This window comes from Ruegeria sp. AM7 (assembly GCF_056535965.1).
Window position 1 is genome coordinate 1862624 of sequence record NZ_JBQFJE010000003.1, and the last position, 24439, is coordinate 1887062.

Genomic DNA, 24439 nt, shown 5'->3' on the forward strand with positions numbered 1-24439 from the left:
GCATGTTTGCACGGGTGGATAGACCACCCCGCGCGCAAAGGCCAGTCTGCAAACGTCCCGAACCGGTCAGAACGCGGCGTTTGACTCAGGACATTTCGGCCAGGCGGGCAACGTAGCGGGCCAGGGTGTCGATCTCGAGGTTGACTTTGTCTCCAATCCCAACATCGCCCCATGTCGTCACCTCTTTGGTATGAGGAATGAAGTTGATACCAAAGTCACTGCCGTCCACATCATTGACGGTCAGAGACGTCCCGTTCAGCGCAACCGAACCCTTGGGGGCGATAAAGCGCGCAAGGTCCTTGGGCGCGCGCAAGGTCACACGGGTACTGTCGCCTTCATCCTCGATAGCAACGACCTCGGCGACTCCGTCCACGTGCCCAGACACGATATGGCCACCTAACTCATCCCCGACTTTAAGGGCGCGTTCCAGATTGACATGTTTGCCGACCGACCAGTTAGACAGGTTCGTCTTGGATACCGTCTCGGCACTGATCTGAACATCATACCAGTCGTCCCCCAAGGCAATGACGGTCAGGCACACCCCATCGCTTGCGATTGAGGCACCTATATCAATGCCGGATGTCTTATAGGCGGTCTTGATCCGCGCCCGCAGGTCGCCCTGTTGGTCAAGTTCGGCAATGGTGCCAACATCGGTGACGATACCTGTGAACATTTCCTTTACCCTTCGGTTCCTAATATTACATCCAGTCTACTTGCCGAGGTAAGCGTATCGGCGGTTCCGGGCAAGGCCCGCCTTGCCGGACGCAGCACAAAAAGGCATAAATTTCGCACCAACGAGCAAGAGCAGCACCAATGCCACCACTCACAAAAGGCTCTGAGCGCCGTGTTTTCCTGTTTCTACAGGGACCGCACGGACCGTTTTTCAATTCGCTCGCACGCGTGCTGCGCAAAACAGGTGCTGAGGTTCGGCGTGTGGGCTTCAATGCCGGTGACCACGCGTTCTGGTTCGACCGTGCAAGCTATATTCCCTTTACCGACCGTCCTGAGCAATGGCCTGAAAGTTTCCGCGGGCTGACTGAGACGCTTGGTGTGACCGACCTCGTCTTATACGGCGACGCACGCCCAATACATGCCCAAGCAATCAAGATTTCCAGCGAACGAAACATAACCGTGCATGTGTTCGAAGAAGGTTATCTGCGTCCGTGGTGGGTCACTTATGAACGCATGGGATCGAACGGGAACTCTCGCCTGATGTCGCTTACGATCCCGCAAATGGAACAAGCCCTCGAACGCTCGGACACTCAGGATCCCCCGCCGCCCTCACATTGGGGCGACATGCGACAGCACATCTTTTATGGTGCGCTATATCACTGGTTTTTGTTGTTCCTCAATCAGAGGTATCGCAACTTCCAGCGGCACAGAGAGCTGCCAGTTTCCAAGGAATTTACGCTGTATTTCAAACGGCTTATGCTGATGCCCTTTCACCGCTTGCAACGACGCTGGGCGACGTTTCGCGCGCGCGGCAGTGGTATGCCATATCATCTTGTGCTGCTGCAATTGGGGCATGACAGCTCGGTTCAATCGCATTCCGACTATTCCAACATGTCAGAGTTTCTGGAACAGGCCATCAAAGGCTTTGCTGATGGGGCGCCGCGTCACCACCAGCTTGTCATCAAAGAACATCCACTTGAAAACCACCGAGAACCCCTGAACCGCAGAACCCGTCAAATCGCCAACGCCCACGGTGTCGGCGACCGTGTCCACTATGTGCCGGGTGGAAAACTTGCGCGGCTGTTGAACGAGGCGAATTCCGCTGTTACCATCAACTCGACCGCCGGACAGCAAGTTTTGTGGCGCGGAATTCCGCTGCGCAGTTTCGGGCGGTCTGTCTACAACAAGCCCGAGTTCATCTCGGGACAGACATTTGCCCAGTTTTTTGGCAACCCCACCCCTCCTGACACGGCCGCGTATCAGGCTTATCGCCAGTTCCTGCTTAAAACCTGCCAGGTGCCCGGAGGGTTTTACTCCAGACGCGGTCGGCGGCAGTTGCTGCGGCGTGTAACGGATATGTTGCTTGCGCAGTGCGACCCCTATGAGACACTGCTGTCGGGTAACGCGGCGCAGACGCCACAGTTGAAGATCGTTGAAGGAAACAAACAGCTTGATGCTGGAAGTCAACGCAATGACAAGCTAACTTAAGACAAACAAAAGAAGACTGAGGATATTCGGCAGTGCAGTGCTTTCCGCTCCAATGGGCTCGGGGATTTTTCCTTGTTGCCGTTTTTGGCCTTTTGGCCGGGTGTCAGCTTCCCAAATCTGGCCCGAGCAAGAACGAAATTTTGGCTGGCTCAGTTCAGAATGGTGGCAATGCGTTCATAGTCGAAGTGGATGATCGTATCACCGAGGTCACGTCCGCTGTTCCCCAATTCGGGTTTTCGCAGTCTTTCCTCAACGCGCCAAACCTGACCGCCGATACAGTGCGTCCCGGTGACTCTCTGAGCCTGTCGGTCTGGGAGAACGTCGATGACGGGCTGCTTTCTTCCGATATCGGCGGCGCGACGACGCTGGATCAAATTCAAGTGGACAGTGAAGGGTTTATATTTGTTCCATATGCCGGTCGTGTCAGGGCTTCTGGGAATACCCCCGAACAGCTGCGCCAACTGATCACAAGCAAACTGCAAGACCAAACACCAGATCCACAGGTCGAGGTCCGGCGGACAGCCGGAAACGGTTCAACCGTTACGCTGAACGGCGAGATTGGCTCGCCAGGTATATACCCTATCGAAAGCCCGACCCGCACTCTGGCTGGCATGCTGTCCCAAGCCGGAGGCGTTTCAGTCGGGTCTGACATCGCGCTTGTTACCGTTATTCGGGGCAATCAACGGGGAACGGTCTGGTACAATGACCTGTTCACCAATCCAAAGCTGGATATCGCACTGCGCGCCGGTGACCGCATATTGGTTGAGGCCGACAGTCGGTCTTATGTCGCCTTAGGGGCTACCGGACAGTCGCGTGTTGCGTTCGACAGTCAAGATTTGACTGCACTCGAAGCTTTGGCCCAAGTCGGAGGGCTACAGTCCCTGTCCTCGGACCCTACCGGCATCTTCGTGCTGCGGAACGAACGACAGGACATTGCCCGTTCGGTCATGGGACGCTCGGACTTGCAGGGCGAACAGCGGGTGATTTACCTGCTTAACCTTACTGCACCAAACGGCCTATTCGTAGCCCGTGATTTCGTCATCCGCGACGACGACACGATCTACGTTACCGAAGCGCCCTATGCACAGTGGAGCAAGTCGATATCGCTGATCGCAGGCGGGCTTACACCGCTGGCCAACGTCACGACCCTGACAGGCGGGTGATGTCGGCTGCGGCGATGGCCGAGGAACAGCGTACCCGCCTGCGTGTCTACAATGGCGGCTTCCTGACCAATCGCCGTATTCGCCGCATTCTGAACTTGGCGGGCTACGACATTCGGCTGGGTCTACCCAAAGACGGTGACACCGTTGCCATATGGGGCAACAGTCCAACTGCCCACCGCGGCTTGAATATCGCAGAAAAACACAAATCCCCTGTCTTGCGTGTCGAAGATGCTTTTCTGCGATCTTTGCATCCTGGTCGGGGTGGCGAACCGCCGCTAGGCCTATTGCTGGACCGGTCCGGTCTGCACTTCGACCCTACGCGCCCATCCGATCTTGAGACTTTGCTGGCGACGCACCCTTTGGATGATACGGCCCTGCTGAACCGGGCGCGCGGTGCAATTGCACGGATGAAGGAACTGCATCTCAGCAAGTATTCGGGGTTTGAAGTCACTAAGTCTCTGCCGGCGCCGGGGTATGTGTTGGTTGTCGATCAGGCCCAAGACGATGCATCGGTTACTGCCAGCAAGGGCAACGCGGCTCGGTTCCGCGAAATGTTGGTCATGGCGCAAGAAGAGCACCCAGGCGCGCGCGTATTGATCAAAACCCACCCCGAAACCATTAGTGGCCATCGCAGTGGGTATTTCTCTGACCTGGACCAATCAGGTCGTGTCGCCTTGTTTGAAGAACCGATCAGCCCGTGGGACTTGCTTGAAGGTGCAGTGGGCGTCTACACCCTGTCTTCGCAATTCGGGTTCGAGGCCATCTTGGCAGGCCACAAGCCGCGCGTCTTTGGTCAACCCTTCTATGCCGGCTGGGGCCTGACGCAGGACGAAGAATACCTGCCCCGCCGTCAGCGCAGCCTGACGCCAGCCCAGCTTTTTGCGGCCGCCATGATCCTTTATCCTACTTGGTATGACCCCTACAGGGATCAACTTTGCGAATTGGAAATGGTTCTGGATACGTTAGAGGCGCAGACACGCGCATGGCGTCAAGATCACGCGGGCTGGACCGCCTCGGGGATGCGTTTGTGGAAACGTGGTCATCTTCAAAGGATGTTTGGGCACGAGACCAAAATTCGCTTTACCAAAAGCGCTCCTGCGTCTTCCGAAAAACCACATATGGTTTGGGCCAGCCGAGCCGAAGGGCAAGAGAGTGTTGTTAGGATCGAGGATGGTTTCCTGCGGTCCCGTGGTTTGGGCGCTGCCTTGGTTCCGCCCGTCTCGCTGGTCGCCGATGATCTGGGCATATATTACGATCCCACGCGAGCTAGTCGGCTTGAACAGCTGATCGCCCAACGGGAAACTCTGCGCCCGGATCAGGAGCTGCGCGCAGACAGGCTGGTTGAGAAAATCACCGCGGGGCAGATCAGCAAATACAATATCGGCGGCCAAGTACCGGACTTGCCCAAGGGGCATCGCATTCTTGTACCCGGACAGGTAGAGGACGACGCCTCGATCCTGTTAGGGACCGGAACGATCCGTAGCAACCTTGAACTGTTACAGATGGTACGGGACAAGAACCCGGACGCTGTTTTGATCTACAAGCCCCACCCGGATGTCGAGGCCAGTTTACGTGACGGCGCGATAGATGCCGACGGCCTCGCTGATGTCATCATACGCGATACGGATCCGGCGCAGCTATTGCCGCAGGTCAATGAAGTCTGGACCATGACGTCTTTGCTTGGATTCGAGGCGCTGATCCGCAACGTGCCTGTGACCACTGTCGGCGCCCCCTTCTATGCGGGTTGGGGGTTGACGCAAGACCTTGGCACCGTCCCGGCCCGGCGTGGCGCACGTCCCACGGTTTTGGGTTTGGTCCATGCCGCGTTGATCGACTACCCGCGGTATCTGGACCCGATCACAGGCACCCCCTGCCCGGTCGAGGTCGCGCTGCAGCGCCTGACCGATCGTGAAGGAATCAAAGGGCCGCCGATGTTACGATTGCTATCTAAGCTGCAGGGCGCCTTTGCGACACATGCGCATCCATGGCGACGCTAGCGCAGTGACCGCCGCCAGCGATGCATGACGTCGGGGCCAACAGCGCGCGTTTTCATCAATTCAAACCGGGGGGCTGCGTCCAGCGTCTCCAGTCCCAATGCTCCGATCCCCGGTAAACCTTCTGCACCGATGGTCAGACCCGCGCTAAATCCGACCAGTTCGTCAACCAGATCCTGCGCCAACAAAGACGCCGCCAACGCCGAGCCGCCTTCGCAGAAAACACGTGTCAGCCCCGCCTGCCCCAGTTGTTGCAACATATCCGCAGCATCAATCTGGTGATCTTGCAATGCGCAAGGGATCAATGTGGCCCCTAGCCCCTCCCATGCCCGGGCCCGCTCGGCATCGGGGGCATGGCCGTGGCACAGCCAAACCGGGATTTGCTTGGCGGATCGGGCGAGTTGGCTCATCAATGGGATATCAAGATGGCGCGAGACAACGATACGGACAGGTTGCTGCGCCACACCAAGATCACGGACGGTCAGTGAAGGGTCATCGGCCCGCGCAGTACCTGCGCCAACCATAACCGCGTCGTGACGCGCGCGCATCGCATGGACTTCTCGCCGCGCCTGCGGACCGGTGATCCACTGGCTGTGACCACTGGCCGTCGCGATCCGGCCATCGAAACTGCTCGCCAATTTAAGGGTTATGAAAGGGCGTCCCTGCTCCATCCGCAAGAAAAACCCTGCGTGGTCACGTTCGGCCTGCGCGGCCAAAACACCTGTCGTGACTTCGATTCCGGCTTCGCGCAATTTGGCGAAGCCCTGCCCTGCAACACGCGGATCACTGTCCTCGACCGGTGAAACCACCCGCGCAATCCCCGCTGCGATCAGCGCATCCGTGCAGGGAGGGGTTTTCCCATGATGTGCGCAAGGCTCCAGCGAGACATAGGCCGTCGCTCCTTTGGCCGTTTCACCAGCCTGTGCCAACGCAACGGTTTCCGCATGCGGTCGTCCGCCGGGTTGGGTCCAACCTCGCCCAATAATCCGACCATCGCGCACGATAACACATCCCACCGAGGGGTTTGGCCAACACGTGCCTTGACCGCGTTGCCCCAAAGACAGGGCCAACGCCATGTATCGTTTATCTGTGTCGTTCACTCGTCAGACGAAGGCTGCGGCGGGCGCAGTTCGTGGACAAATTCCTCGAAATCATCGGCCGCCTGGAAATTCTTGTACACGCTTGCAAAGCGCACATAAGCAACCGTGTCAATGCGCGCCAACGCTTCCATGACGATCTCGCCAATTTTGTTCGACGGGATATCGGTCTCACCCATGCTTTCCAGACGGCGCACAATCCCCGAGATCATCTGATCAATACGTTCGGGGTCGATTGGGCGTTTCTGCATCGAGATACGGATAGACCGTTCCAGTTTGTCGCGGTCAAAGTCTTCCCGTTTGCCATTGGTTTTGATCACAACCAGATCGCGCAGCTGCACCCGTTCATAGGTCGTGAAACGACCGCCACACGCAGGACAGAACCGGCGCCTGCGGATCGCGACGTGATCCTCTGCGGGGCGTGAATCTTTCACCTGAGTGTCAATATTTCCGCAAAACGGGCAGCGCATCCGCCGTCTCCTCGTCCCTAATTCCGCCTCTTATTGTAAGCGCTGTGGCTTACTTATCCACAACTATAGGACACCCGCTAGGATTTGGGTAGTCGGAATTTTTCACCGCAAGATAAAGGGGTCACGCGAAATGCGCAGCGACCTTTCGATGGTGGGGCGCTGAACGATGTTCAAACAAATAGATCCCTTGCCATGTGCCCAGAGCCGGACGGCCACTTGCCACTGGGATCGTCAATGATACCGGCAGCAAGGCAGCCTTTATGTGTGCTGGCATGTCATCTGGGCCTTCATAAGTGTGCCGTAAATAGGACATCGATGGATGATCCGAGGGCGGAACCAGCCTCTCAAAGAAAGCACTCAGGTCAGTTTGCACCTCGGGGTCTGCGTTCTCTTGTATCACCAGAGAACAGGACGTATGGCGCACAAACAACGTCAGCAGCCCGTCGCGTTCGACCGAGTTTAGCCAGTTACCTACGTCCGGGGTGAATTCATATAACCCCGGTCCGCGTGTCGAAATAATAAACTCGGTCTGCAACAGGTGCTCATTCTCGCTTAGTCGTCAAAGATTTGCCGACGATAGCACAGTGCGTTCGCACTCTGAACCGATCTGCTTTGACCAGCAACAAAGCCGACGTTGATTGACTTGACGTTCAAATCAACACCAGGCGGAGGACTGACGGAAAACTGCACAGCAGTCCGGCGTCCAGTTGCTTCGCTGGGTCCATAACCGCGCACTACATAGATCGGCTGTTTCCAACCTGCGCCCAAAGTCCTGCGGGCATAATCGGCAGCGGCACACCAATACCCATCAACATCGTTGCGCCCACGCGGGATCACTTCGTAGACGTTGGCATTGACCGAGACCGTCTGAAACCCAAATCGCGCAAAGCCAGCGGCCGAAAGCGGTGTAGTCAGAACAACTGCGGCAAGCGCAGCGTAAGTCATAACCTGTTTCATAATCATACTCTTTCCTGTTACGAGGTAAGACTGGAAATAGTATAACCCGCCCAACGGCAAAGCGGGTTCACGATCAATTCAGCCTACGTCCTGTTTTGCGTGATCAGCCGTTAGCCATCCGTGATATCGGATCAGCAACCCCAAAACAGGCATCCGAGCGGACACATCAAACCGAAAGCGCTCTTCGTCATCCTGCCACTCAAACGTATTAGACCTGGGTACTATGAGCTTTGGGCACGGGATTCCCCACAAGCGTAACCGGTGAAGATGAATGGACAACTGCCCATCGAAAAGCACGGGTTTCAGCCACAAGGTCAATGGGCCCATCCGCTCGAGTACGTAGCCTGATCTGTAGCCGATCCGCGACCTGGTCGTCTGGCCGTTGAAATTCCTGACCCATATCCATTCCCTGTCCCGTTTTGTTACGTATAAAGAGACAGGAACATTGCGACCACCAGTGGGGAACCTTCCAAGCCACAAAGCCAAGTGCACCAACAGGCCGCGGCCACGCTCAATATCACAGAAACCCGAATAGGTTCCCTGACTGCCGTGCAGGTGCCGCAAGGCGTCGGGCAAAACTGACTGCGCCGGCAACGCCTGCCAAAACGGATCAGGTTGCATCTAGTACCCTTTGGGAAGAAAGCGCGACATCAGATCTTGGTCCGGAACCAAGCAGGTATCAGCCCGACCAAACACGGCATATCTGTTGCGCGCCAAAGCGTGATATATCGGGTCCTTAATCGCCCCAGGCAGATATTTGCACAGGGACACGACGGGCCACATCCCCGGCAGAGCCTGCATGGCTGCAGCAATTGCATCCAACCGTTGATAAACTTGACCGTTCAACACGACGAGGTTCGTTTCAAAATCCTGTGTCGGTAATTTAAGATCTGAATAGAGATTTCGCCCAAGCTCGGATTGCGCAGTTACAAACTTGAACTTTTGCGCCCTATCCCGTTTCAGCATGAAACGAAAAAAGCCGGTGCACAGCGCGCATTCGCCGTCAAACACAATAAAATCTTGGCTCCTAACCAATTCGTCCAATGCAATGTCGTGCATCTTAAAATCGCCTTTGCCGTAATTTCCACCAAAGTGGCACCGCAAACACGACGCCACAATGCGACACAGGCAACAGCAGGAATGAGCGTGCCGGGGAGCCACAGTATGCCTGCTCGAATTATCGTCTGGGCTCTGGCCCCATCCCCAAAAAGGCGCTGACCCGGCAACGTGACAGAAATACGGGTTTGCCGCCCAAAACGCATGTGACTTTTTGCCAACGTTTTTCGGATTTATGTCACGGCGGATGCGTCCCACACCTCTCAGCAAGGGTGCAAACAAACTGATATCGCGATAAGATACAGCATGGACGTCGATATCTCACGTATTCAGCTTTTGACGCGCATGCTTGATCACAAGACACAGAATCCCGCTGTCACAGATCGGGTTTTGGAAAAATGTAACATACAGCGCGATGACATCACGGTTTCTGCGGGCACTTGTAGCGCCCACACAGAAGCCCTCTTTGCCAGATATGCCTGCGATATTCTTGAGGACCCGACTTTTGCCGCAGCGGCTGGATTAGAATACCGATCTTCCTCAAGCCTAACCGCATACATCAGCAAATACTCGCGAGATTTGAAACAAGTTCTAGAAAATACGTCTCGTTTTCACGGGATCATTGACCCGGCTCTGATGTTCAGTTTGCGCGTCGCAGGGAATTTCGCGTCGATCGAGGCTGAATGGAAAGATGCCAGCTTTGCTCGATACCACAGACGCACAGAGTTTTTGGTATTTGCAGGTCTGGCACGGATGCGAAACCTGACTCAGATTGATTTCTTCCCAATGGAAATACGTTTTCAACATGAAACAGGAGGCAACCGAACCGCGTACCAAAAGCTTGCGGGTTTTCCAGTCATCTTTGGGGCGGAACGAATTGAAATCGTGCTGGCACTATCATCGCTTGATCTACCTGTCCCGACTTATGACCCCAAGCTGCGCGCGCACTTGTTGGAATACGGAGACCGAGTCATCGCAGAACACCGACAGCCCAAGCAAAAACTACGTGCTCGGGTCGAAGGCTTGATCACCCGCTCTCTGCCCGGAGCGATCATTCAGGCGGATGACGCTGCCGCCAACCTTGGCCTCAGCGCGCGCACCTTTGCACGTCGTCTTAAAGACGAAGGAACCAGTTATCGCGAGATAGTCGATGACCTGCGTTGCGATCTGGCGCAAACATTTATCACAAACGGCATGCCCTTGTCAGAGATCGCATTTTCACTTGGTTACGCTGATCAACCAGCGTTCTCGACAGCATTCAAACGCTGGACAGGTCAGGCACCCAGCACATTCCGCAGCAGGCTGGACTTTACTTCCGGGGCCTGAGACCGGGGGTCATCGGCACCGTCGCCTCTCCCCGGCCCGTCCCATGAGTGGACAAAACGGAAATAGGCGACCAAGCCAGATGACACTTGTGACTTTCTGCCAATTTGAATTTTGGACCGGCCACTTTCACGACCCGTGCAAAAAATAAGCGCCTCAGATGAGGCGCCTATTTGTCTATTGATCCAAGAATGACCGCAACTTGCGCGACCGGCTTGGGTGTTTCAGCTTCCTTAACGCCTTCGCCTCGATCTGGCGAATACGCTCGCGGGTCACGCTGAACTGCTGGCCAACCTCTTCCAGCGTGTGGTCAGTGTTCATGCCGATGCCAAACCGCATACGCAGAACCCGTTCCTCACGCGGGGTGAGCGAGGCCAGAACCCGTGTGGTCGTTTCCTTGAGGTTTTCCTGAATGGCGCTGTCCAGCGGCAGCACGGCATTCTTGTCCTCGATGAAATCGCCCAGCTGGCTGTCTTCCTCGTCGCCAATTGGCGTTTCCAGAGAAATCGGCTCTTTTGCGATTTTCATCACCTTGCGAACCTTCTCCAGCGGCATTTGCAGCTTTTCGGCCAGTTCTTCCGGCGTCGGCTCGCGACCAATCTCGTGCAGCATCTGGCGTCCGGTCCGGACCAGCTTGTTGATCGTTTCGATCATATGGACCGGAATACGGATCGTGCGCGCCTGATCCGCGATGCTTCGCGTGATCGCCTGACGAATCCACCAGGTCGCATAGGTCGAGAATTTGTAACCGCGGCGGTATTCAAATTTGTCCACCGCCTTCATCAGGCCGATGTTGCCTTCCTGAATAAGATCAAGGAATTGCAGGCCACGGTTCGTGTATTTTTTGGCGATCGAGATCACCAGACGCAGGTTGGCCTCGACCATTTCCTTCTTGGCCTGACGCGCCTCTTTTTCGCCCTTTTGAACCTGCTGCACGATGCGGCGGAATTCAGAGATGTCCAGACCGACATACTGACCGACCTGAGCCATATCGTTGCGCAATTCTTCAACCTTGGCGGTCGAGCGTTCAATGAACATCTGCCAGCCACGACCCGGCTTTTCAGCCATATCGGCCAGCCAGTTCGGATCCAGTTCGCGGCCACGATAGGCGTCGATGAACTCGCGGCGGTTGATCCGCGCCTGATCCGCCAGCTTCACCATTGAGCTGTCCAGCGACATGATGCGGCGGTTGATACCGTAAAGCTGGTCGATCAGCGCTTCGATCCGGTTGTTATGCAGGTGCAGCCCGTTCACCAGCTCAACAATCTCGGCGCGCAACTTCTGATAGGTTGCTTCGTCCTGCTCGCTGAAGGTGCCGTCTTCGTTCAGTGTGGCTGAAATCCGGCTGTCCTGCATTTCTGACAGCATCGAGAAGTCGGTCGAAATGCGTTCCAACGTGGTCAGAACCTGATCCTTCAGCGCGGCTTCCATCGCGGCCAGCGACATGTTGGCCTGATCATCGTCGTCATCATCGTCGTCGTTGTTCAGCGGGTTGCCGTCAGCATCCAGCTCGGGGCCTTTATCCTCTTTCTCAGGCTTGGCGGCCTGCACGTTCGAGGTATCGACTACCGGTTCCTCGACATCGCCGTCTTCGTCCATCTGGTTGCCAAAGGTGGCCTCCAGATCAATAACGTCGCGCAGCAGAATGTCTTCGGACAGCAATTCGTCATGCCAGATAGTGATCGCCTGGAAGGTCAGCGGGCTTTCACACAGACCGGCAATCATGGTGTTCCGACCAGCCTCGATCCGCTTGGCGATGGCAATCTCGCCCTCGCGGCTCAGCAGTTCAACGCTGCCCATCTCGCGCAGGTACATGCGCACAGGGTCGTCGGTACGATCCAGCTTTTCGGTCCCCGCCCCGGCCAGCGCAACCTCGCGGTTGCTTTCTGTCGTGGTCAGTTCGGTCGAGCCTTTGTTTTCTTCTTCCTCGGCTTCTTCATCTTCGATGATGTTGATGCCCATCTCGGACAGCATCGACATCACGTCTTCGATCTGTTCCGAGCTGACCTGATCCGGCGGCAGCACCTGATTAAGCTGGTCGTAGGTGATGTAACCTTTCTCGCGGGCCTCGGCGATCATCTTCTTGACCTGGGCCTGGCTCATGTCCAGCGAGATTTCCTGTTCCTGCTCGTCGGATTTGCGGTCTTCGTTGGTATCCTTGGCGGCCATTCAATGCTCCTGCAGGGATGGGTGATTCGATTGAACCGAATCATTAGCGCGTAGAAGTGATTCGGCTACCCGTTTACCCGTTTTTCTTTTCCAGTGCCTTACGAAAACACCAGTTTACCGGCGTTTCCGCTCAAAATTGATCCCGGACGTGATTGCCTCAAACGCGTCTTTCTCGTCACGATTGATTCGCGCGCCATTGTCGGCCACGTCGAATATCGCCCTGTCTTCGTTCTGGCTACGGCTTGTGCGGTTGCGCTCTTCGGCGGCCTGAGCCAGCCGATATGTCAACGCCTCATCTGCCAGATCCGACAGCTCCTCCTCCGCTTCGGCAATCTCTGCGTCCAACCCCCTGAGAGCTTTGATCTTTGCGAGTTCCTCGGCCAGCGTCATTTCGGCCTTTTCGACATCGCCCGGTTTATGCACACAAGGGATCACTGCGACATGGCGAAGGGCCAGCAGGTTTTCAAGGGCTTCGGGGCCCAAAGTTTCCGCAATGTGGCCTTTCAGGTTCTCGGGGTCGTCAATCGCATGACGCAGAATGGCGTGGCGCAGGGCGGCGTGGTCAGGGTCACGGCACTCCATCTCTTCCAACTGAATTTCGAACTGCACAACCACTTGCGGGTTCAACGCCGCAATTGCCAAAATCGCTGCCTCGCGCAGTTGGATTTCCGCACCTTCGGACGACGCCAGGAAGGACGCGCGCGCGCCCGGTGTCGCCGTCGGCTGGGGTTGCCATTTGCCGCGCGGTTGCCATTGGCGGTTCTGCGGTTGGCGCTGCGGGCGGAATAACTGCCAGCGCAGGTCCTTGATTTCCTGCCCGTAATGCGACCGGATTGAGGGGTCGCGGATCAGCTTGATCTTCTCGCGTAGCCCCTTGTCCAATGCGGCCTTGCGTTCGGGACTGTCGAACACCTTGCCCTCGGTCTCGCGCTGCCACAGCAGCTTGACCATAGGGATTGCGCCTTCCAACACCGCTTGCACGGCCCCGGGCCCCTCGCCGCGCAACAGGTCGTCGGGGTCTTTGCCCTCGGGCATCAACGCGAAACGCAGGGATTTACCAGCCTCAAGCAGCGGCAAGGCCAAGTCAACCGCGCGCATCGCGGCGCGCAAACCCGCTTTGTCACCGTCCAACGCGATGATCGGCTCGTTGGAAATCCGCCAAAGCAGTTGCAACTGATGCTCGGTAATCGCGGTACCCAGCGGCGCCACCGAAGCGCCAAACCCTGCCTCGGCCAGCGCGATCACATCCATATAGCCTTCGGCCACGATCAGCGGTTGCCCCTTCCCCGCCGCTTGCCGCGCGGGGCCGTGGTTATAGAGGCTGCGGCCCTTGTCAAACAGCTCGGTCTCGGGTGAGTTCAGGTATTTCGCATTGTCATTCGGGTCCATCGCCCGGCCGCCAAACGCAATACAGCGCCCACGCGGGTCGCGGATCGGGAACATGATCCGGTTTCGAAACGTGTCATAGGGCTTTTTGCCTTTGTTCGACGGCTTGGCCAGCCCCGCCCCAAGGATCAGATCCTCGGCCACATTCTTGCCAGTTAGATGATCCCAAAGGGCCTGCCAACCATCGGGGGCAAAGCCGATCTCCCACCGGTCCAGCGCCTGCGCGTCCAACCCCCGGCGGGTCAGGTAATCGCGCGCCGCACTCCCTGCCCCGGTCTTCAGCTGCAGACGGAAGAACTGCACCGCCTGCTCCATCACCTCGGCCAGTTGCGTGCGGCGATCCTGTTTTTCCTGTGCCTTGGGGTCGCGCTGCGGCATCGGCATCCCGGCCTCGCGGGCCAGAATCTCGACCGCTTCAATAAACGAGACATTCTCGGTCTCTTTCACGAAACTGATTGCGTCGCCTTTGGCGTGGCAGCCGAAGCAATAGTAGAACCCCTTTTGGTCATCCACATGGAACGAGGCGGTCTTTTCATGGTGAAACGGGCACGGTGCCCACATGTCACCCTTGCCCTGATTGGACTTGCGCGCGTCCCACATGACCTTGCGGCCGACGACCTGAGACAGGCTGAGGCGCGTGCGCAATTCGTCAAGAAATCCGGGGGGCAAAGACATGGGGACAAACCTGCCAGAAATGAAAACGCAGGCCAAGGGGAGGGCCTGCGCTTATCCACAGCGAAATGCAATGGATGTGGATTACTGCTGCAGGCACAGCTCCAGCCAAGCAGCGCCGAGGTCTTTTTTCCTCACATCGCGCATCTTTTGCTCATAGACCCACGGAGTGATCAGGGGAATCGCCGCGTTGTAGTTCTCGGGCCATGTCGGCCCTGACTCTGCCACCGCCTGTGCCACGTCCCGTTCCTTTACCCGGTCCAGCCTTGCCTGCTGGACGGCAGCCACGACGTCTGACTGGAATTTGCAGCTCTGTTCCTTGGTTTCTTGAGCGGCCAGAGGAGTGGCCAGAACAATGGCCGCTATGGCGATACGCAACATGAGGGTCTCCGGGATTCGTTTCTGTCGCGGCAGCTTATCCGCCGCAAAGCCAACCGGCCATTGCCGTTTTGAACCTCGCGCCTTCGTGTTGCGCAGGGGCGACCAATCTCCGCCCCTGCATTTTTCTCAAAGTCCCTTGGCCCGATAGCTTTTCGAGACCCGGTCGATCGCCACGATATAAGCGGCTGTGCGCAGGTCTTCGACATCATCGCGACTGTGCCAAACCTCACGCATGGACTGATACGCAATCCGCATCGTGTCATCGAGGCCCGAGCGCACCAGTTCCAACTCATCCGCACCTTTCAGGTACTTGGCCTTGAAATCCGGTGACATCGACCACGCATCGCCCAGATACCGATCCAGACGCTCCAACTCGCTGACGATCAGCTCATGCCGGGCTTCTTCCTGACGACGCTGCATCCGGCCAAAGCGGATATGGCTCAGGTTCTTGACCCACTCGAAATACGACACCGTCACACCGCCAGCATTTGCATACATGTCAGGAATGATCACCGTACCCTTTTTGCGCAATATCTCATCCGCACCCGCCGTCACCGGGCCGTTGGCAGCCTCGATGATCAGCGGGGCCTTGATGCGATCCGCGTTGGTCAGGTTGATCACACCTTCCAGCGCAGCCGGGATCAAGATATCGCAATCTTCCTCCAACACAGTCGCACCGTCAGCCGCATGTGTCGCGTCAGGATAGTCCTTGACGCCGCCATGCTTGACGATCCACTGCCGAACGGATTCAACGTCGATTCCTTCGGGATTATACAGCGCGCCATCCCATTCGATGATGCCAGTGACAATCGCGCCATCCTCTTCGCTGAGGAATTTTGCGGCATGATAGCCCACATTGCCTAATCCCTGGACGATCACGCGTTTGCCGTCCAACTTTCCAGTAAGCCCGGCTTTCTGAATGTCTTCAGGATGGCGAAAAAACTCTCGCAGCGCGTATTGAACACCACGACCGGTTGCCTCGACCCGCCCGGCGATACCACCCGCGTTCAACGGCTTGCCGGTCACACAGGCCCGCGCATTGATGTCCGTCGTGTTCATCCGGGCGTATTGGTCGGCCATCCATGCCATCTCACGCTCGCCGGTCCCCATGTCGGGGGCTGGAACGTTCTGGGACGGGTTGATCAGGTCGCGCTTGGCCAGTTCATAGGCGAAGCGCCGGGTGATCTGCTCAAGCTCATGATCCTCGTATTGTCGCGGGTCGATACACAGCCCGCCTTTCGAGCCGCCAAAAGGTGTTTCAACCAGCGCACATTTATAGGTCATCAGCGCTGCCAGCGCTTCAACTTCATCCTGATTTACGGCCAAAGCGTAGCGGATGCCACCTTTAACGGGCTCCATGTGTTCGGAATGAACCGACCGGTAGCCGGTGAACGTATGAATATCACCGCGCAGGCGAACACCGAACCGCACCGTGTAAGTGGCGTTGCAAACCCTGATCTTCTCTTCCAGCCCCGGAGGCAGATCCATCAGGGACGCCGCCCTGTTGAACATCAGGTCAACACTTTCGCGAAAGCTGGGTTCTTTTGTGGCCGTCATCTATACCTCCGTGCCAACGAACGACTTGCGTTCTGTCGTTTTGTCGCACCCATTGGATAAACGATCAATATTTAAGCAAAAATAAATTTCGAAAAACTGAGTCGCCGAACGCGATCACGCGCGCGTGCATTGTCAACAAAAAGACAACAGAACCTGAGCGCGGATCATATTATTCCCCGTTTGACAAGAAATGGGCCTGATCCAAGGCCATTTCGCCCAATTCCCGCCACGTTTGAGCGTTAATTTCTCAACGTTAACTTTTCCTTAGCAGTAGTGGATGACTGTTCAGCGAGGACGGCAATATGATTAACCGCGGTTTCAAAAGCGGCATAACTAAACGCTTTAAAAAACTACCAACACCCCAGGTCTTCCAGCGCGAAGAAGACGGGTCGTTCACCATTTTTGTACTGCTTGGCGTGCTGGTGATTTTTGCGACCACAGGTATTGGGGTCGACGTCATGAACTTTGAACGCGACCGTGCGACGTTGCAGTCTACCTTGGACCGCGCTGTTCTTGCCGCTGCCGACCTTGACCAAACGCTCCCGCCGCGACAGGTGGTCGAGTCATACTTGGACAAAGCTGGCCTCAGTGACAAACTGAAATCGGTCAACGTGCAGGAAGGATTTGGATCCCGGACCGTGTCTGCAACTGCAGAAACGATCGTGAACACCAACTTCATGCGCTTTTCGGGTCACAAGACCTTGACTGCACAAGCGGCAAGTACAGCGGAGGAATCGATTGGATCAGTCGAAATCTCGCTCGTGCTCGACATGTCCGGATCGATGAACCGCGCGTCTGCGGAAGCAGGAAGAACGAAAATTGAGGTCTTGCGCTCTGCCGCCAAAGAGTTCGTGACCCTGATGCTGGACAAGCCGGGCGAAAGTCAAATTTCGATGTCCATCATTCCTTACGCAACCCAAGTCAGCGCGGGTGACGACATACTGAAGCACTTCAGCAATGTATCGTCCGAGCATGATTTTTCTCACTGTATCAACTTTACTTCGGCGCAGTATGGTAGTTCGGCATTGGATCCCACGATTTCCTATGACCGCACCGCTCCGTTCGACCCCTTCCAATACACCAACAACGCAGAGCAATTCCCCCGCTTCCCTGTTTGTCCTGTCCGCGCAGGCAGTGACATTACCGCTGTGACCGACGACATCGATGTTCTGCACAACCGCATCGATGCGCTTACGGCCAACGGCAACACTTCGATCGACGTGGGCATGAAATGGGGTGTCGGCATGCTGGATCCCAAATTCCAGAACGTTGTCGGAGAACTGGCCAGAGAGAACATTGTTCCGGATAAGTTTAAAGATCGACCCGAAGCCTATGACTCAGAGGTGCTAAAGGTCGCTATCGTCATGACCGACGGACAGAACACCACTCAATACATGCTGAAAGACCAGTACCGCTCAGGCTTTTCGGACATTTGGTTCAACCCGGAATACGTCCGCGACGATGGGTCCACAGGGGAATATAGCGTTCGGTTCCGGCGCAACCCGGACCGCTACGTGTGGATGCAACAAAGCATCGAAAACGGCGCGCAGTTCGGCGGGGGATTCATTACTGCTGACTATCCTTACGGCAACCCTCCGAACGAGAACTCTTTTAACAATGAGCCGGGAACAGCGACGCGCATGACTTTCCCTCAGCTGTTCAATCAGGCCTCGTTGTACTGGAACGCGACCAACAACTACTTCTGGCAGAACAATCACGTGTTCAACTGGTTCCAGAACCCTCGAATTAGTGTCGGACCAACGACCAAGAATTCACGCACAACCAGCATTTGCGGCGCTGCAAAGAATAATGGTGTGATCATCTATGGAATTGCGTTCGAAGCACCCAATGCGGGCCTGACGACCATCAAGAACTGTGCAAGTTCGGACAGCCACGTCTACGAAGTGGACGAGTTCGATGACCCCGAAGGCATCTCGTTGCAAGACGCATTTGCGTCAATCGCATCGTCGATCAAGAAGCTGAGGCTGACTCAATGATCCAAAATCTTCGAACATACCTAGGAAAACTCAAGGCATCTGAGGACGGCAACGTCGTTGTGGAATTTGTCCTCATTTTCCCGGTTTTCATGTTCTTTATCCTCAGCGCAATGGAATACGCGGTGGTTACGGTCCAGCAATCAATGCTGGAACGCGCGGTGGACATAACAGTTCGCGAGATTCGACTGGGAACCGGAACAAACCCGGACCACGATACAATCAAGGACTCGATCTGTGAGAATACGCTGCTGGTCCGTAACTGCTCGCGAAATTTGCGGCTGGAAATGATCCAGCAGAGCGCGTTCGCCGGTGTCAATCTGCCCGAAACCGTAGACTGCACCGACAACACTGAAGAAGTACGCCCTGTTCGTACCTTCCAAAACGGTCTGTCGAATGAGCTTATGATTCTGCGCGCGTGCGCAAGGGTTGATCCTCTGTTTCCGACTTCGGCCATGGGGCGGGCGCTGGTAGATGATACCGGACAGATCGCACTAACGGCGACCACAGCCTTCGTTCAGGAGCCTTCGTAAGACTATGACTATTATCCATAGACTCAGAAATCTCTTTCGCTCGGTCAAGCGGGATGAAAGCGGTATACTAACTGTCGAAGCAATCCTGATTTTCCCAATGCTGGTTTGGACGATCACGGGTGCCTTTGCCTTTTTCGATGGTTTCCGGCAAAGTGCGTCTAACCTAAAGGCTGCTTACACGGTCGGCGACCTCATCTCGCGTGAAACCGGGACTGTGACCGACACCTACGTCGACTCCATGCATGAGCTTTTGGATCGAATGGTCAACAGCCGAAACGATATTCAACTGCGTATTTCGCTGATTGTCTACGATGCCGAAGATGATCGGCACTACGTAAGATGGTCAGCCATCCGCGGCTATTGTGAAGCCTGGACCAATGATAATATCGGCAACATGCGGGATAACCTGCCCCCGATGCCCGATCAGGACACGCTGATCATTGTCGAGACCTCCAATAGGTATCAGCCTATTTTCGGGTCGAACTGGGTGGTCGGATCGTGGGTTTCCGAAGATCACACATTCCGTAATTTCGTGTTTACTCGCCCACGATTTACGAATGAGATTGCTCAGAACCTTGGTCCTCAGTCCTGTTCGCAAGCTTAACCGACAGCATTTCCGACATAAACTTGGTCTCAGCGGCGGCTGTCATGCCGCCGATGCCCACCCGATGACCGAGGCGCCACCATAGCCCCGGGGCCCAGGCATTTGCATCCTTGGTCCGCGTGCGGATCAAGAAACCGTTTGACGGTTTGAACGCAAACACTCCGCGATCTACGGCTTCGATATCCTGAACCCGGGCGATCACACGCCCTGCCCCGGTTCGAACCACTGTATCCGTCAATTCGATGCTGTCGCTCGTGGCATTCCACATTCGATGCGCCAGCCAGAATGCTGCAGCGCCAACGACCAGCAAAAACACAAGCCACGCAGGCTCGGGCGGCGTTGCCATGGCCACATACAGAACCATCGCTCCTACAACCGTCAACATTCCGACACCCAGCCACCGCCGTGGTGTCGAAGCCTTGACCCGAGCCAGTACTTCTTCCTGCATCTTCTCTCCCCGTTCGATGTGGTCCGGGTTTAGCGCCTTTCCCCGCTGAAAGACAGAGGGGCGCGACCTGCAATTTTTTGCACATAGGCGGTGCCTCTCCGCAAATTGACGCATGTCATCCACCGGCTAAGTATGGCCCAAGCAAGCAGGAGGCCCTCATGTCCCTTAGACCCACTTTGGAAACCCGGAACGCTGTCCCGACAATGGAAGGCGCAGGGGTCAAACTGCATCGCGCATTCGGATTTCAGGATCCGTCCGAGCTGGACCCGTTCCTGCTGTTTGACGATTTCCGAAACGAACGCCCGCAAGACTATATGGCGGGGTTCCCTTGGCATCCTCATCGCGGCATCGAGACGATAACTTATGTACTGTCTGGCACGGTCGAACATGCAGATTCGCTTGGCAATACTGGCACGTTGGGTGCCGGAGACGTTCAATGGATGACGGCCGGGTCCGGCATCTTGCATCAAGAGATGCCAAAAGGAAACGCGACCGGTCAAATGCACGGATTCCAGCTTTGGGGTAACCTGCCGTCCAGTCAAAAGATGACAGCACCGCGGTATCAGGATGTTCAAAGCAGGGACATTCCGGAAATAACCGATGACGACGGCACAACTGTCCGAGTCATCGTTGGCGAGTTCTGGGGCAAGACCGGCCCAGTCGACGGCATCGCTGCAGACCCGCAATATCTGGATATCTCGATCCCGGCCGGCGTGAAAAAAACGTTCCGCATTGACACGTATCGCCGTGCCTTTGCCTATGTTTTTCAGGGCCAGGCCGCCTTCGCAGACGCCTCGCAACCCACAGGGGTACTGCTAGAGAAAGAGGTTGCAGGGCAAGAGGTCAACATTCGTGACATGTCGGGGGATCGAACTCTGGTTCGGTTCGGAACGGGCGATGAGGTCACGGTTCAGGCCGGTCCCGGTGGCGTCAGGTTCCTGTTGATCTCGGGCGCGCCGATTGATGAACCCGTCGCGTGGCACGGCCCTATTGTGATGAACACCCGCGCTGAACTGGAACAGGCGTTTCGAGAATTGCGGAACGGCACCTTTATCCGCCCCGCGCATTGATCAAGCTGTCACTGATCTCAGAACCATGTCCCAGTAGATTTGTTCGACGGCGTCCAGCGACAACCGCCCCCCTGCGCGATACCAAGTCATCACGCCATTCAACATGGCGATCACCGCAAGTGTGGCGATCTTGGTATCGGCAACAGTAAACAGCCCTTGCTGTTGTCCGGCTTTCAAAATGGCCTCTAGCGAGTCTTCATATGTGCGCCGCACCGCTTCAATTTCCGTAAAATTCTCGGGGCTTAAATTGCGCAGTTCCATATAGGCGATAAAGACTTCGTCCGGGCGCTCCATGTGAAATCGAATGTGAAAGCCCACGAACTGCCGCAAGGCTTCGACTGGCGAGTCCGCGGGTGTCAATTTCGCGTATGTAGAAAGCAGCTCCTGCATGTGGTCGTTCATCAGGCGATACAGCAAGCTCTGCTTGTCCGGCGTATAGTTGTAAAGCGCGCCAGCCTGCACCCCGACCTCGGCCGCGATCTGGCGCATGGAAACCGCCGCGTAGCCGTGGCGCGCAAACAACGACAGGGCCGCCTTGCGAATACGGGGGCCAGTGATATCGGAATGTGAACCTTGTGTCCGTGCCATATTGCAAATGTATCTGAACGTCCGTTCAGATAGAACCCCGCTTGAATGCGCTATTCAAAAGGTGCATCACATGCAGAACCGCCATCGAAAGGGTTCGGCATGAAACCCCTGCCATTGCTGATTGTTTTGAGTCTTTGCGCCAGCTGCGTCGACTTTCCTGAACTTGAAGGCAGCGAGCCTGAAAGCCTGAAAAACACACGGTATCCAAAACTGATCCCTCTGCAAGGGAATCTTGGCCCCCCGATCGACCCAGTGAGCGAGGCTGCAGAGGTCGAAGAAGACCTGTCTGCCCGACGAGAAGCGCTGCAGAAAAAGGCGGACAAGCTACAAAGCGAAGAAATTAACTGACCGTCTGCATTTCCCGGTTCAGGCCGGCCTGCAACGCATTGCGCCCATGCGCCGAACCCGGTAAGGCACCCGGGAATGGGCAAGGCCCAAAAGGCGATAAATTCGAGCGAAAGGAACCCACGGGATGACACAGGCGCTGCGGCTTGGAATTGCGGGCTTGGGAACGGTCGGCGTGGGTGTCGTCAAGATCGTGCGGCAACATGCGGATTTGCTGCAAGCGCGCACTGGTCGCCCAATCGAAATTATCGCCGTGTCAGCGCGCGACGCGTCCAAGGATCGCGGCGTGAACCTGTCAGGCTATGCCTGGGAAACCGACCCTGTCGCCCTGGCACAGCGCGACGATATCGACGTCTATGTCGAGCTGATGGGCGGTGAAAACGGCCCCGCCAAAGCCTCGGTCGAGGCGGCGCTGGCCAGTGGCAAGGATGTTGTCACCGCAAACAAGGCCCTGCTGGCGATCCACGGGCAAGAGCTGGCCGAAAAGGCCGAGGCCGCCGGGCGCGTGATCCGGTTCGAAGCCGCCGTTGCAGGCGGTATCCCGGTGATCAAGTCCATGACCGAAGGTCTTGCAGGCAATGAAATCACCCGCGTCATGGGCGTGATGAACGGCACCTGCAACTATATTCTGACCCGGATGCAATCGCAGGAGCTGGGCTATAACGCCCTATTCGAAGAATGCGCTGAGTTGGGGTATCTCGAAGCTGATCCCAATCTGGATGTCGGCGGCATTGACGCGGCACATAAACTGGCGCTGCTATCGTCAATTGCCTTCGGCACCAAACCCAATTTCGACGGGATCGAGATTGAGGGCATTCAACAGATCAGCCTCGATGACATCCATCAGGCCGACGACATGGGCTATCGCATCAAGCTGCTAGGTGTGGCGCAGAAAACCGCGCGTGGGCTGGTCCAACGGATGCAGCCCTGCCTTGTGCCCAGTGGCTCGGCCCTGGGACAGTTGGAAGGCGGCACCAACATGGTGGTGATCGAGGGCGACGCAGTTGACCAAGTCGTTCTGCGCGGCCCCGGCGCGGGCGAAGGCCCAACGGCTAGTGCCGTGATGGGCGATGTCTGCGATCTGGCGCGCGGGTTGCAAATCCCAACCTTTGGCCGCCCCGCGACCTCTTTGCAGGATGCGGCACCGGCAATCACCGGCCTGCCTGCTCCTTATTACCTGCGTCTTGCGCTGTTCGACAAACCCGGCGCGCTAGCGAAAGTAGCAGCTATTCTGGGTGATGCCGGTGTGTCGATCGACCGGATGCGCCAATATGGTCACTCGGACAGCACCGCACCTGTCCTGATCGTCACGCATAAAACAACACGGGCCACTTTAGACGTGGCGCTGGACGGGTTCCGCGACACCGATGTGGTCTCGGGCGAACCGGTCGCGCTGCGCATAGAAGAGGTTTGACCCTTGCGGCCTGCCTAGGCCGCAGGCTATGCCCAAGAAAACGCCTATACTGACCTGAGGATAGTGAAAATGAGTGCTGCCAAGATTGATTTCAACGACCGACTGCTGTCGCTCGGCCTGGCGCGGGTTGCGGAACAGGCTGCTTTGGCCTCTGCCTCGCTGGTTGGACGCGGTGACGAGAAGGCGGCCGATCAGGCGGCGGTCAATGCGATGCGCGAACAGTTGAACCTGCTGGATATCGCAGGCGTCGTGGTCATCGGTGAAGGCGAGCGGGACGAAGCGCCGATGCTTTATATCGGCGAGGAGGTCGGTACCGGTAATGGCCCCGGCGTGGACATTGCGCTGGACCCGCTGGAAGGCACCACCCTGACCGCCAAGGACATGCCCAACGCCCTGACCGTGATTGCGATGGGTCCGCGCGGCTCGATGCTGCATGCGCCTGACGTTTACATGGACAAGCTGGCCGTGGGTCCGGGCTTCCCCGAGGGCGTCGTCAATCTGGACATGAGCCCGCGCGAGCGTGTGGAAGCTCTGGCCAAGGCAAAGGGCTGCAACCCCGCCGATATCACCGTCTGCATTCTGGAACGCCCCCGGCACGAGGCGATGATCGCCGAAGTACGCGAGACCGGCGCCTCGATCCGTCTGATCACCGACGGTGACGTGGCCGGTGTCATGCATTGCGCCGAAAGTGAAGAGACCGGCATCGACATGTATATGGGCCAAGGCGGCGCACCCGAAGGTGTGCTGGCGGCGGCTGCCTTGAAATGCATGGGTGGTCAGATCTTTGGCCGTTTGCTGTTCCGCAACGATGACGAACGTGGACGTGCCGCCAAGGCGGGCATCACCGATCTGGACCGGGTTTACGCACGGGACGAGATGGTGACTGCAGATGTGATTTTCGCCGCAACCGGCGTGACCGGCGGGTCGCTGCTGCCGCGCATCAAGCGCGAGCCCGGTTGGCTGGAGACCACCACCCTGCTGATGCGGTCGAAAACCGGCTCGGTCCGGCGCATGTCCTACCGCACGCCGATGTGGTCGCACGACAACGCGTAACTGCG

At 56.8% G+C, this 24439-nt stretch carries 24 protein-coding genes; 11 read left to right on the forward strand and 13 right to left on the reverse strand.

The genetic code is table 11. The features are described 5' to 3' along the window. Nucleotides 1-85: 85 nt before the first annotated feature. Complete coding sequence (locus ACR3EG_RS13260; protein ID WP_480496367.1) at nt 86-673, reverse strand: riboflavin synthase; 588 nt, start codon at nt 671-673, stop codon at nt 86-88. A 140-nt stretch (nt 674-813) separates the two neighbouring features. Here ACR3EG_RS13260 and ACR3EG_RS13265 point away from each other — a divergent pair, with 140 nt between their 5' ends. From ACR3EG_RS13265 to ACR3EG_RS13275, 3 genes are read left to right on the forward strand one after another with little or no spacing between them, the layout of a single operon-like run. Beyond that, nucleotides 814-2160 carry a capsule biosynthesis protein gene (locus tag ACR3EG_RS13265; RefSeq protein WP_480496368.1) on the forward strand — a complete coding sequence of 449 codons (1347 nt, stop codon included), beginning with the start codon at nt 814-816 and terminating at the stop codon, nt 2158-2160. Between the two features lie 32 nt (nt 2161-2192). After that, nucleotides 2193-3323: a polysaccharide biosynthesis/export family protein gene (locus ACR3EG_RS13270; protein ID WP_480496370.1), complete on the forward strand. Its 1131-nt coding sequence runs from the start codon at nt 2193-2195 to the stop codon at nt 3321-3323. Beyond that, nucleotides 3323-5320, forward strand: coding sequence for a capsular polysaccharide biosynthesis protein (locus ACR3EG_RS13275; protein WP_480496372.1), 1998 nt, complete (start codon nt 3323-3325; stop codon nt 5318-5320). The genes ACR3EG_RS13270 and ACR3EG_RS13275 overlap by 1 nt, the downstream gene beginning before the upstream one ends. Here the strand turns inward: ACR3EG_RS13275 and ribD are convergent. The 6 genes from ribD to ACR3EG_RS13305 form a co-directional block, all read right to left on the reverse strand. Beyond that, the gene (ribD, locus tag ACR3EG_RS13280; protein WP_480496374.1) at nt 5317-6417 is read right to left on the reverse strand and encodes a bifunctional diaminohydroxyphosphoribosylaminopyrimidine deaminase/5-amino-6-(5-phosphoribosylamino)uracil reductase RibD; all 1101 of its coding nucleotides are present in this window, start codon (nt 6415-6417) and stop codon (nt 5317-5319) included. The two genes, ACR3EG_RS13275 and ribD, sit on opposite strands and share 4 nt — an antisense overlap. After that, complete coding sequence (gene nrdR, locus ACR3EG_RS13285) at nt 6414-6884, reverse strand: transcriptional regulator NrdR (RefSeq protein WP_170352743.1); 471 nt, start codon at nt 6882-6884, stop codon at nt 6414-6416. Before nrdR ends, ribD begins: the two co-directional genes overlap by 4 nt. 121 nt (nt 6885-7005) lie before the next feature. Further along, the gene (locus ACR3EG_RS13290) at nt 7006-7419 is read right to left on the reverse strand and encodes a secondary thiamine-phosphate synthase enzyme YjbQ (RefSeq protein ID WP_209196646.1); all 414 of its coding nucleotides are present in this window, start codon (nt 7417-7419) and stop codon (nt 7006-7008) included. A gap of 17 nt (nt 7420-7436) precedes the next feature. Further along, nucleotides 7437-7841 carry a hypothetical protein gene (locus ACR3EG_RS13295; RefSeq protein ID WP_170352741.1) on the reverse strand — a complete coding sequence of 135 codons (405 nt, stop codon included), beginning with the start codon at nt 7839-7841 and terminating at the stop codon, nt 7437-7439. A gap of 78 nt (nt 7842-7919) precedes the next feature. Then, nucleotides 7920-8462, reverse strand: coding sequence for a DUF4166 domain-containing protein (locus ACR3EG_RS13300; RefSeq protein WP_480496377.1), 543 nt, complete (start codon nt 8460-8462; stop codon nt 7920-7922). Next, entirely contained in the window at nt 8463-8900 is a 438-nt protein-coding gene (locus ACR3EG_RS13305) for a thiol-disulfide oxidoreductase DCC family protein (protein WP_480496379.1), read from the reverse strand. It abuts the gene before it with no gap. A 342-nt stretch (nt 8901-9242) separates the two neighbouring features. On the opposite strand from ACR3EG_RS13305, the gene ACR3EG_RS13310 reads away from it, so the two are divergent. After that, nucleotides 9243-10223, forward strand: a complete 981-nt coding sequence (locus tag ACR3EG_RS13310; protein ID WP_480496576.1) for an AraC family transcriptional regulator — start codon at nt 9243-9245, stop codon at nt 10221-10223. 174 nt (nt 10224-10397) lie between these two features. Here ACR3EG_RS13310 and rpoD read toward each other — a convergent pair whose 3' ends face one another. The 4 genes from rpoD to ACR3EG_RS13330 form a co-directional block, all read right to left on the reverse strand. Further along, nucleotides 10398-12389 carry an RNA polymerase sigma factor RpoD gene (gene rpoD, locus ACR3EG_RS13315; protein ID WP_480496381.1) on the reverse strand — a complete coding sequence of 664 codons (1992 nt, stop codon included), beginning with the start codon at nt 12387-12389 and terminating at the stop codon, nt 10398-10400. A 114-nt stretch (nt 12390-12503) separates the two neighbouring features. Beyond that, entirely contained in the window at nt 12504-14450 is a 1947-nt protein-coding gene (dnaG, locus tag ACR3EG_RS13320) for a DNA primase (RefSeq protein ID WP_480496383.1), read from the reverse strand. An 81-nt stretch (nt 14451-14531) separates the two neighbouring features. Continuing rightward, nucleotides 14532-14828, reverse strand: a complete 297-nt coding sequence (locus ACR3EG_RS13325) for a hypothetical protein (RefSeq protein ID WP_170352735.1) — start codon at nt 14826-14828, stop codon at nt 14532-14534. 126 nt (nt 14829-14954) lie between these two features. After that, nucleotides 14955-16385 carry a Glu/Leu/Phe/Val family dehydrogenase gene (locus ACR3EG_RS13330; protein ID WP_480496385.1) on the reverse strand — a complete coding sequence of 477 codons (1431 nt, stop codon included), beginning with the start codon at nt 16383-16385 and terminating at the stop codon, nt 14955-14957. 302 nt (nt 16386-16687) lie between these two features. On the opposite strand from ACR3EG_RS13330, the gene ACR3EG_RS13335 reads away from it, so the two are divergent. The 3 genes from ACR3EG_RS13335 to ACR3EG_RS13345 are packed head-to-tail and all read left to right on the forward strand — an operon-like array spanning nt 16688 to nt 19516. Next, the gene (locus ACR3EG_RS13335) at nt 16688-18382 is read left to right on the forward strand and encodes a pilus assembly protein TadG-related protein (RefSeq protein ID WP_480496387.1); all 1695 of its coding nucleotides are present in this window, start codon (nt 16688-16690) and stop codon (nt 18380-18382) included. Further along, complete coding sequence (locus tag ACR3EG_RS13340; RefSeq protein ID WP_170352732.1) at nt 18379-18912, forward strand: TadE/TadG family type IV pilus assembly protein; 534 nt, start codon at nt 18379-18381, stop codon at nt 18910-18912. Before ACR3EG_RS13335 ends, ACR3EG_RS13340 begins: the two co-directional genes overlap by 4 nt. Before the next feature lie 4 nt (nt 18913-18916). Next, a complete protein-coding gene (locus ACR3EG_RS13345) occupies nt 18917-19516 on the forward strand; it encodes a TadE/TadG family type IV pilus assembly protein (protein ID WP_480496389.1) in 600 nt (199 codons plus the stop codon). Here the strand turns inward: ACR3EG_RS13345 and ACR3EG_RS13350 are convergent. Continuing rightward, complete coding sequence (locus ACR3EG_RS13350; RefSeq protein ID WP_209196654.1) at nt 19464-19964, reverse strand: hypothetical protein; 501 nt, start codon at nt 19962-19964, stop codon at nt 19464-19466. The two genes, ACR3EG_RS13345 and ACR3EG_RS13350, sit on opposite strands and share 53 nt — an antisense overlap. A 158-nt stretch (nt 19965-20122) precedes the next feature. Here ACR3EG_RS13350 and ACR3EG_RS13355 point away from each other — a divergent pair, with 158 nt between their 5' ends. Next, nucleotides 20123-21034, forward strand: coding sequence for a pirin family protein (locus ACR3EG_RS13355; protein WP_209196655.1), 912 nt, complete (start codon nt 20123-20125; stop codon nt 21032-21034). Here the strand turns inward: ACR3EG_RS13355 and ACR3EG_RS13360 are convergent, their stop codons facing one another. Next, nucleotides 21035-21622: a TetR/AcrR family transcriptional regulator gene (locus tag ACR3EG_RS13360; protein ID WP_480496392.1), complete on the reverse strand. Its 588-nt coding sequence runs from the start codon at nt 21620-21622 to the stop codon at nt 21035-21037. A 45-nt stretch (nt 21623-21667) separates the two neighbouring features. Here ACR3EG_RS13360 and ACR3EG_RS13365 point away from each other — a divergent pair, with 45 nt between their 5' ends. From ACR3EG_RS13365 to glpX, 3 genes are all read left to right on the forward strand, one after another. Continuing rightward, complete coding sequence (locus ACR3EG_RS13365; protein ID WP_480496394.1) at nt 21668-21970, forward strand: hypothetical protein; 303 nt, start codon at nt 21668-21670, stop codon at nt 21968-21970. Between the two features lie 124 nt (nt 21971-22094). Beyond that, nucleotides 22095-23381, forward strand: a complete 1287-nt coding sequence (locus ACR3EG_RS13370) for a homoserine dehydrogenase (RefSeq protein WP_480496396.1) — start codon at nt 22095-22097, stop codon at nt 23379-23381. Between the two features lie 69 nt (nt 23382-23450). After that, nucleotides 23451-24434, forward strand: a complete 984-nt coding sequence (gene glpX / locus ACR3EG_RS13375; RefSeq protein ID WP_480496398.1) for a class II fructose-bisphosphatase — start codon at nt 23451-23453, stop codon at nt 24432-24434. Nucleotides 24435-24439: the final 5 nt, after the last annotated feature.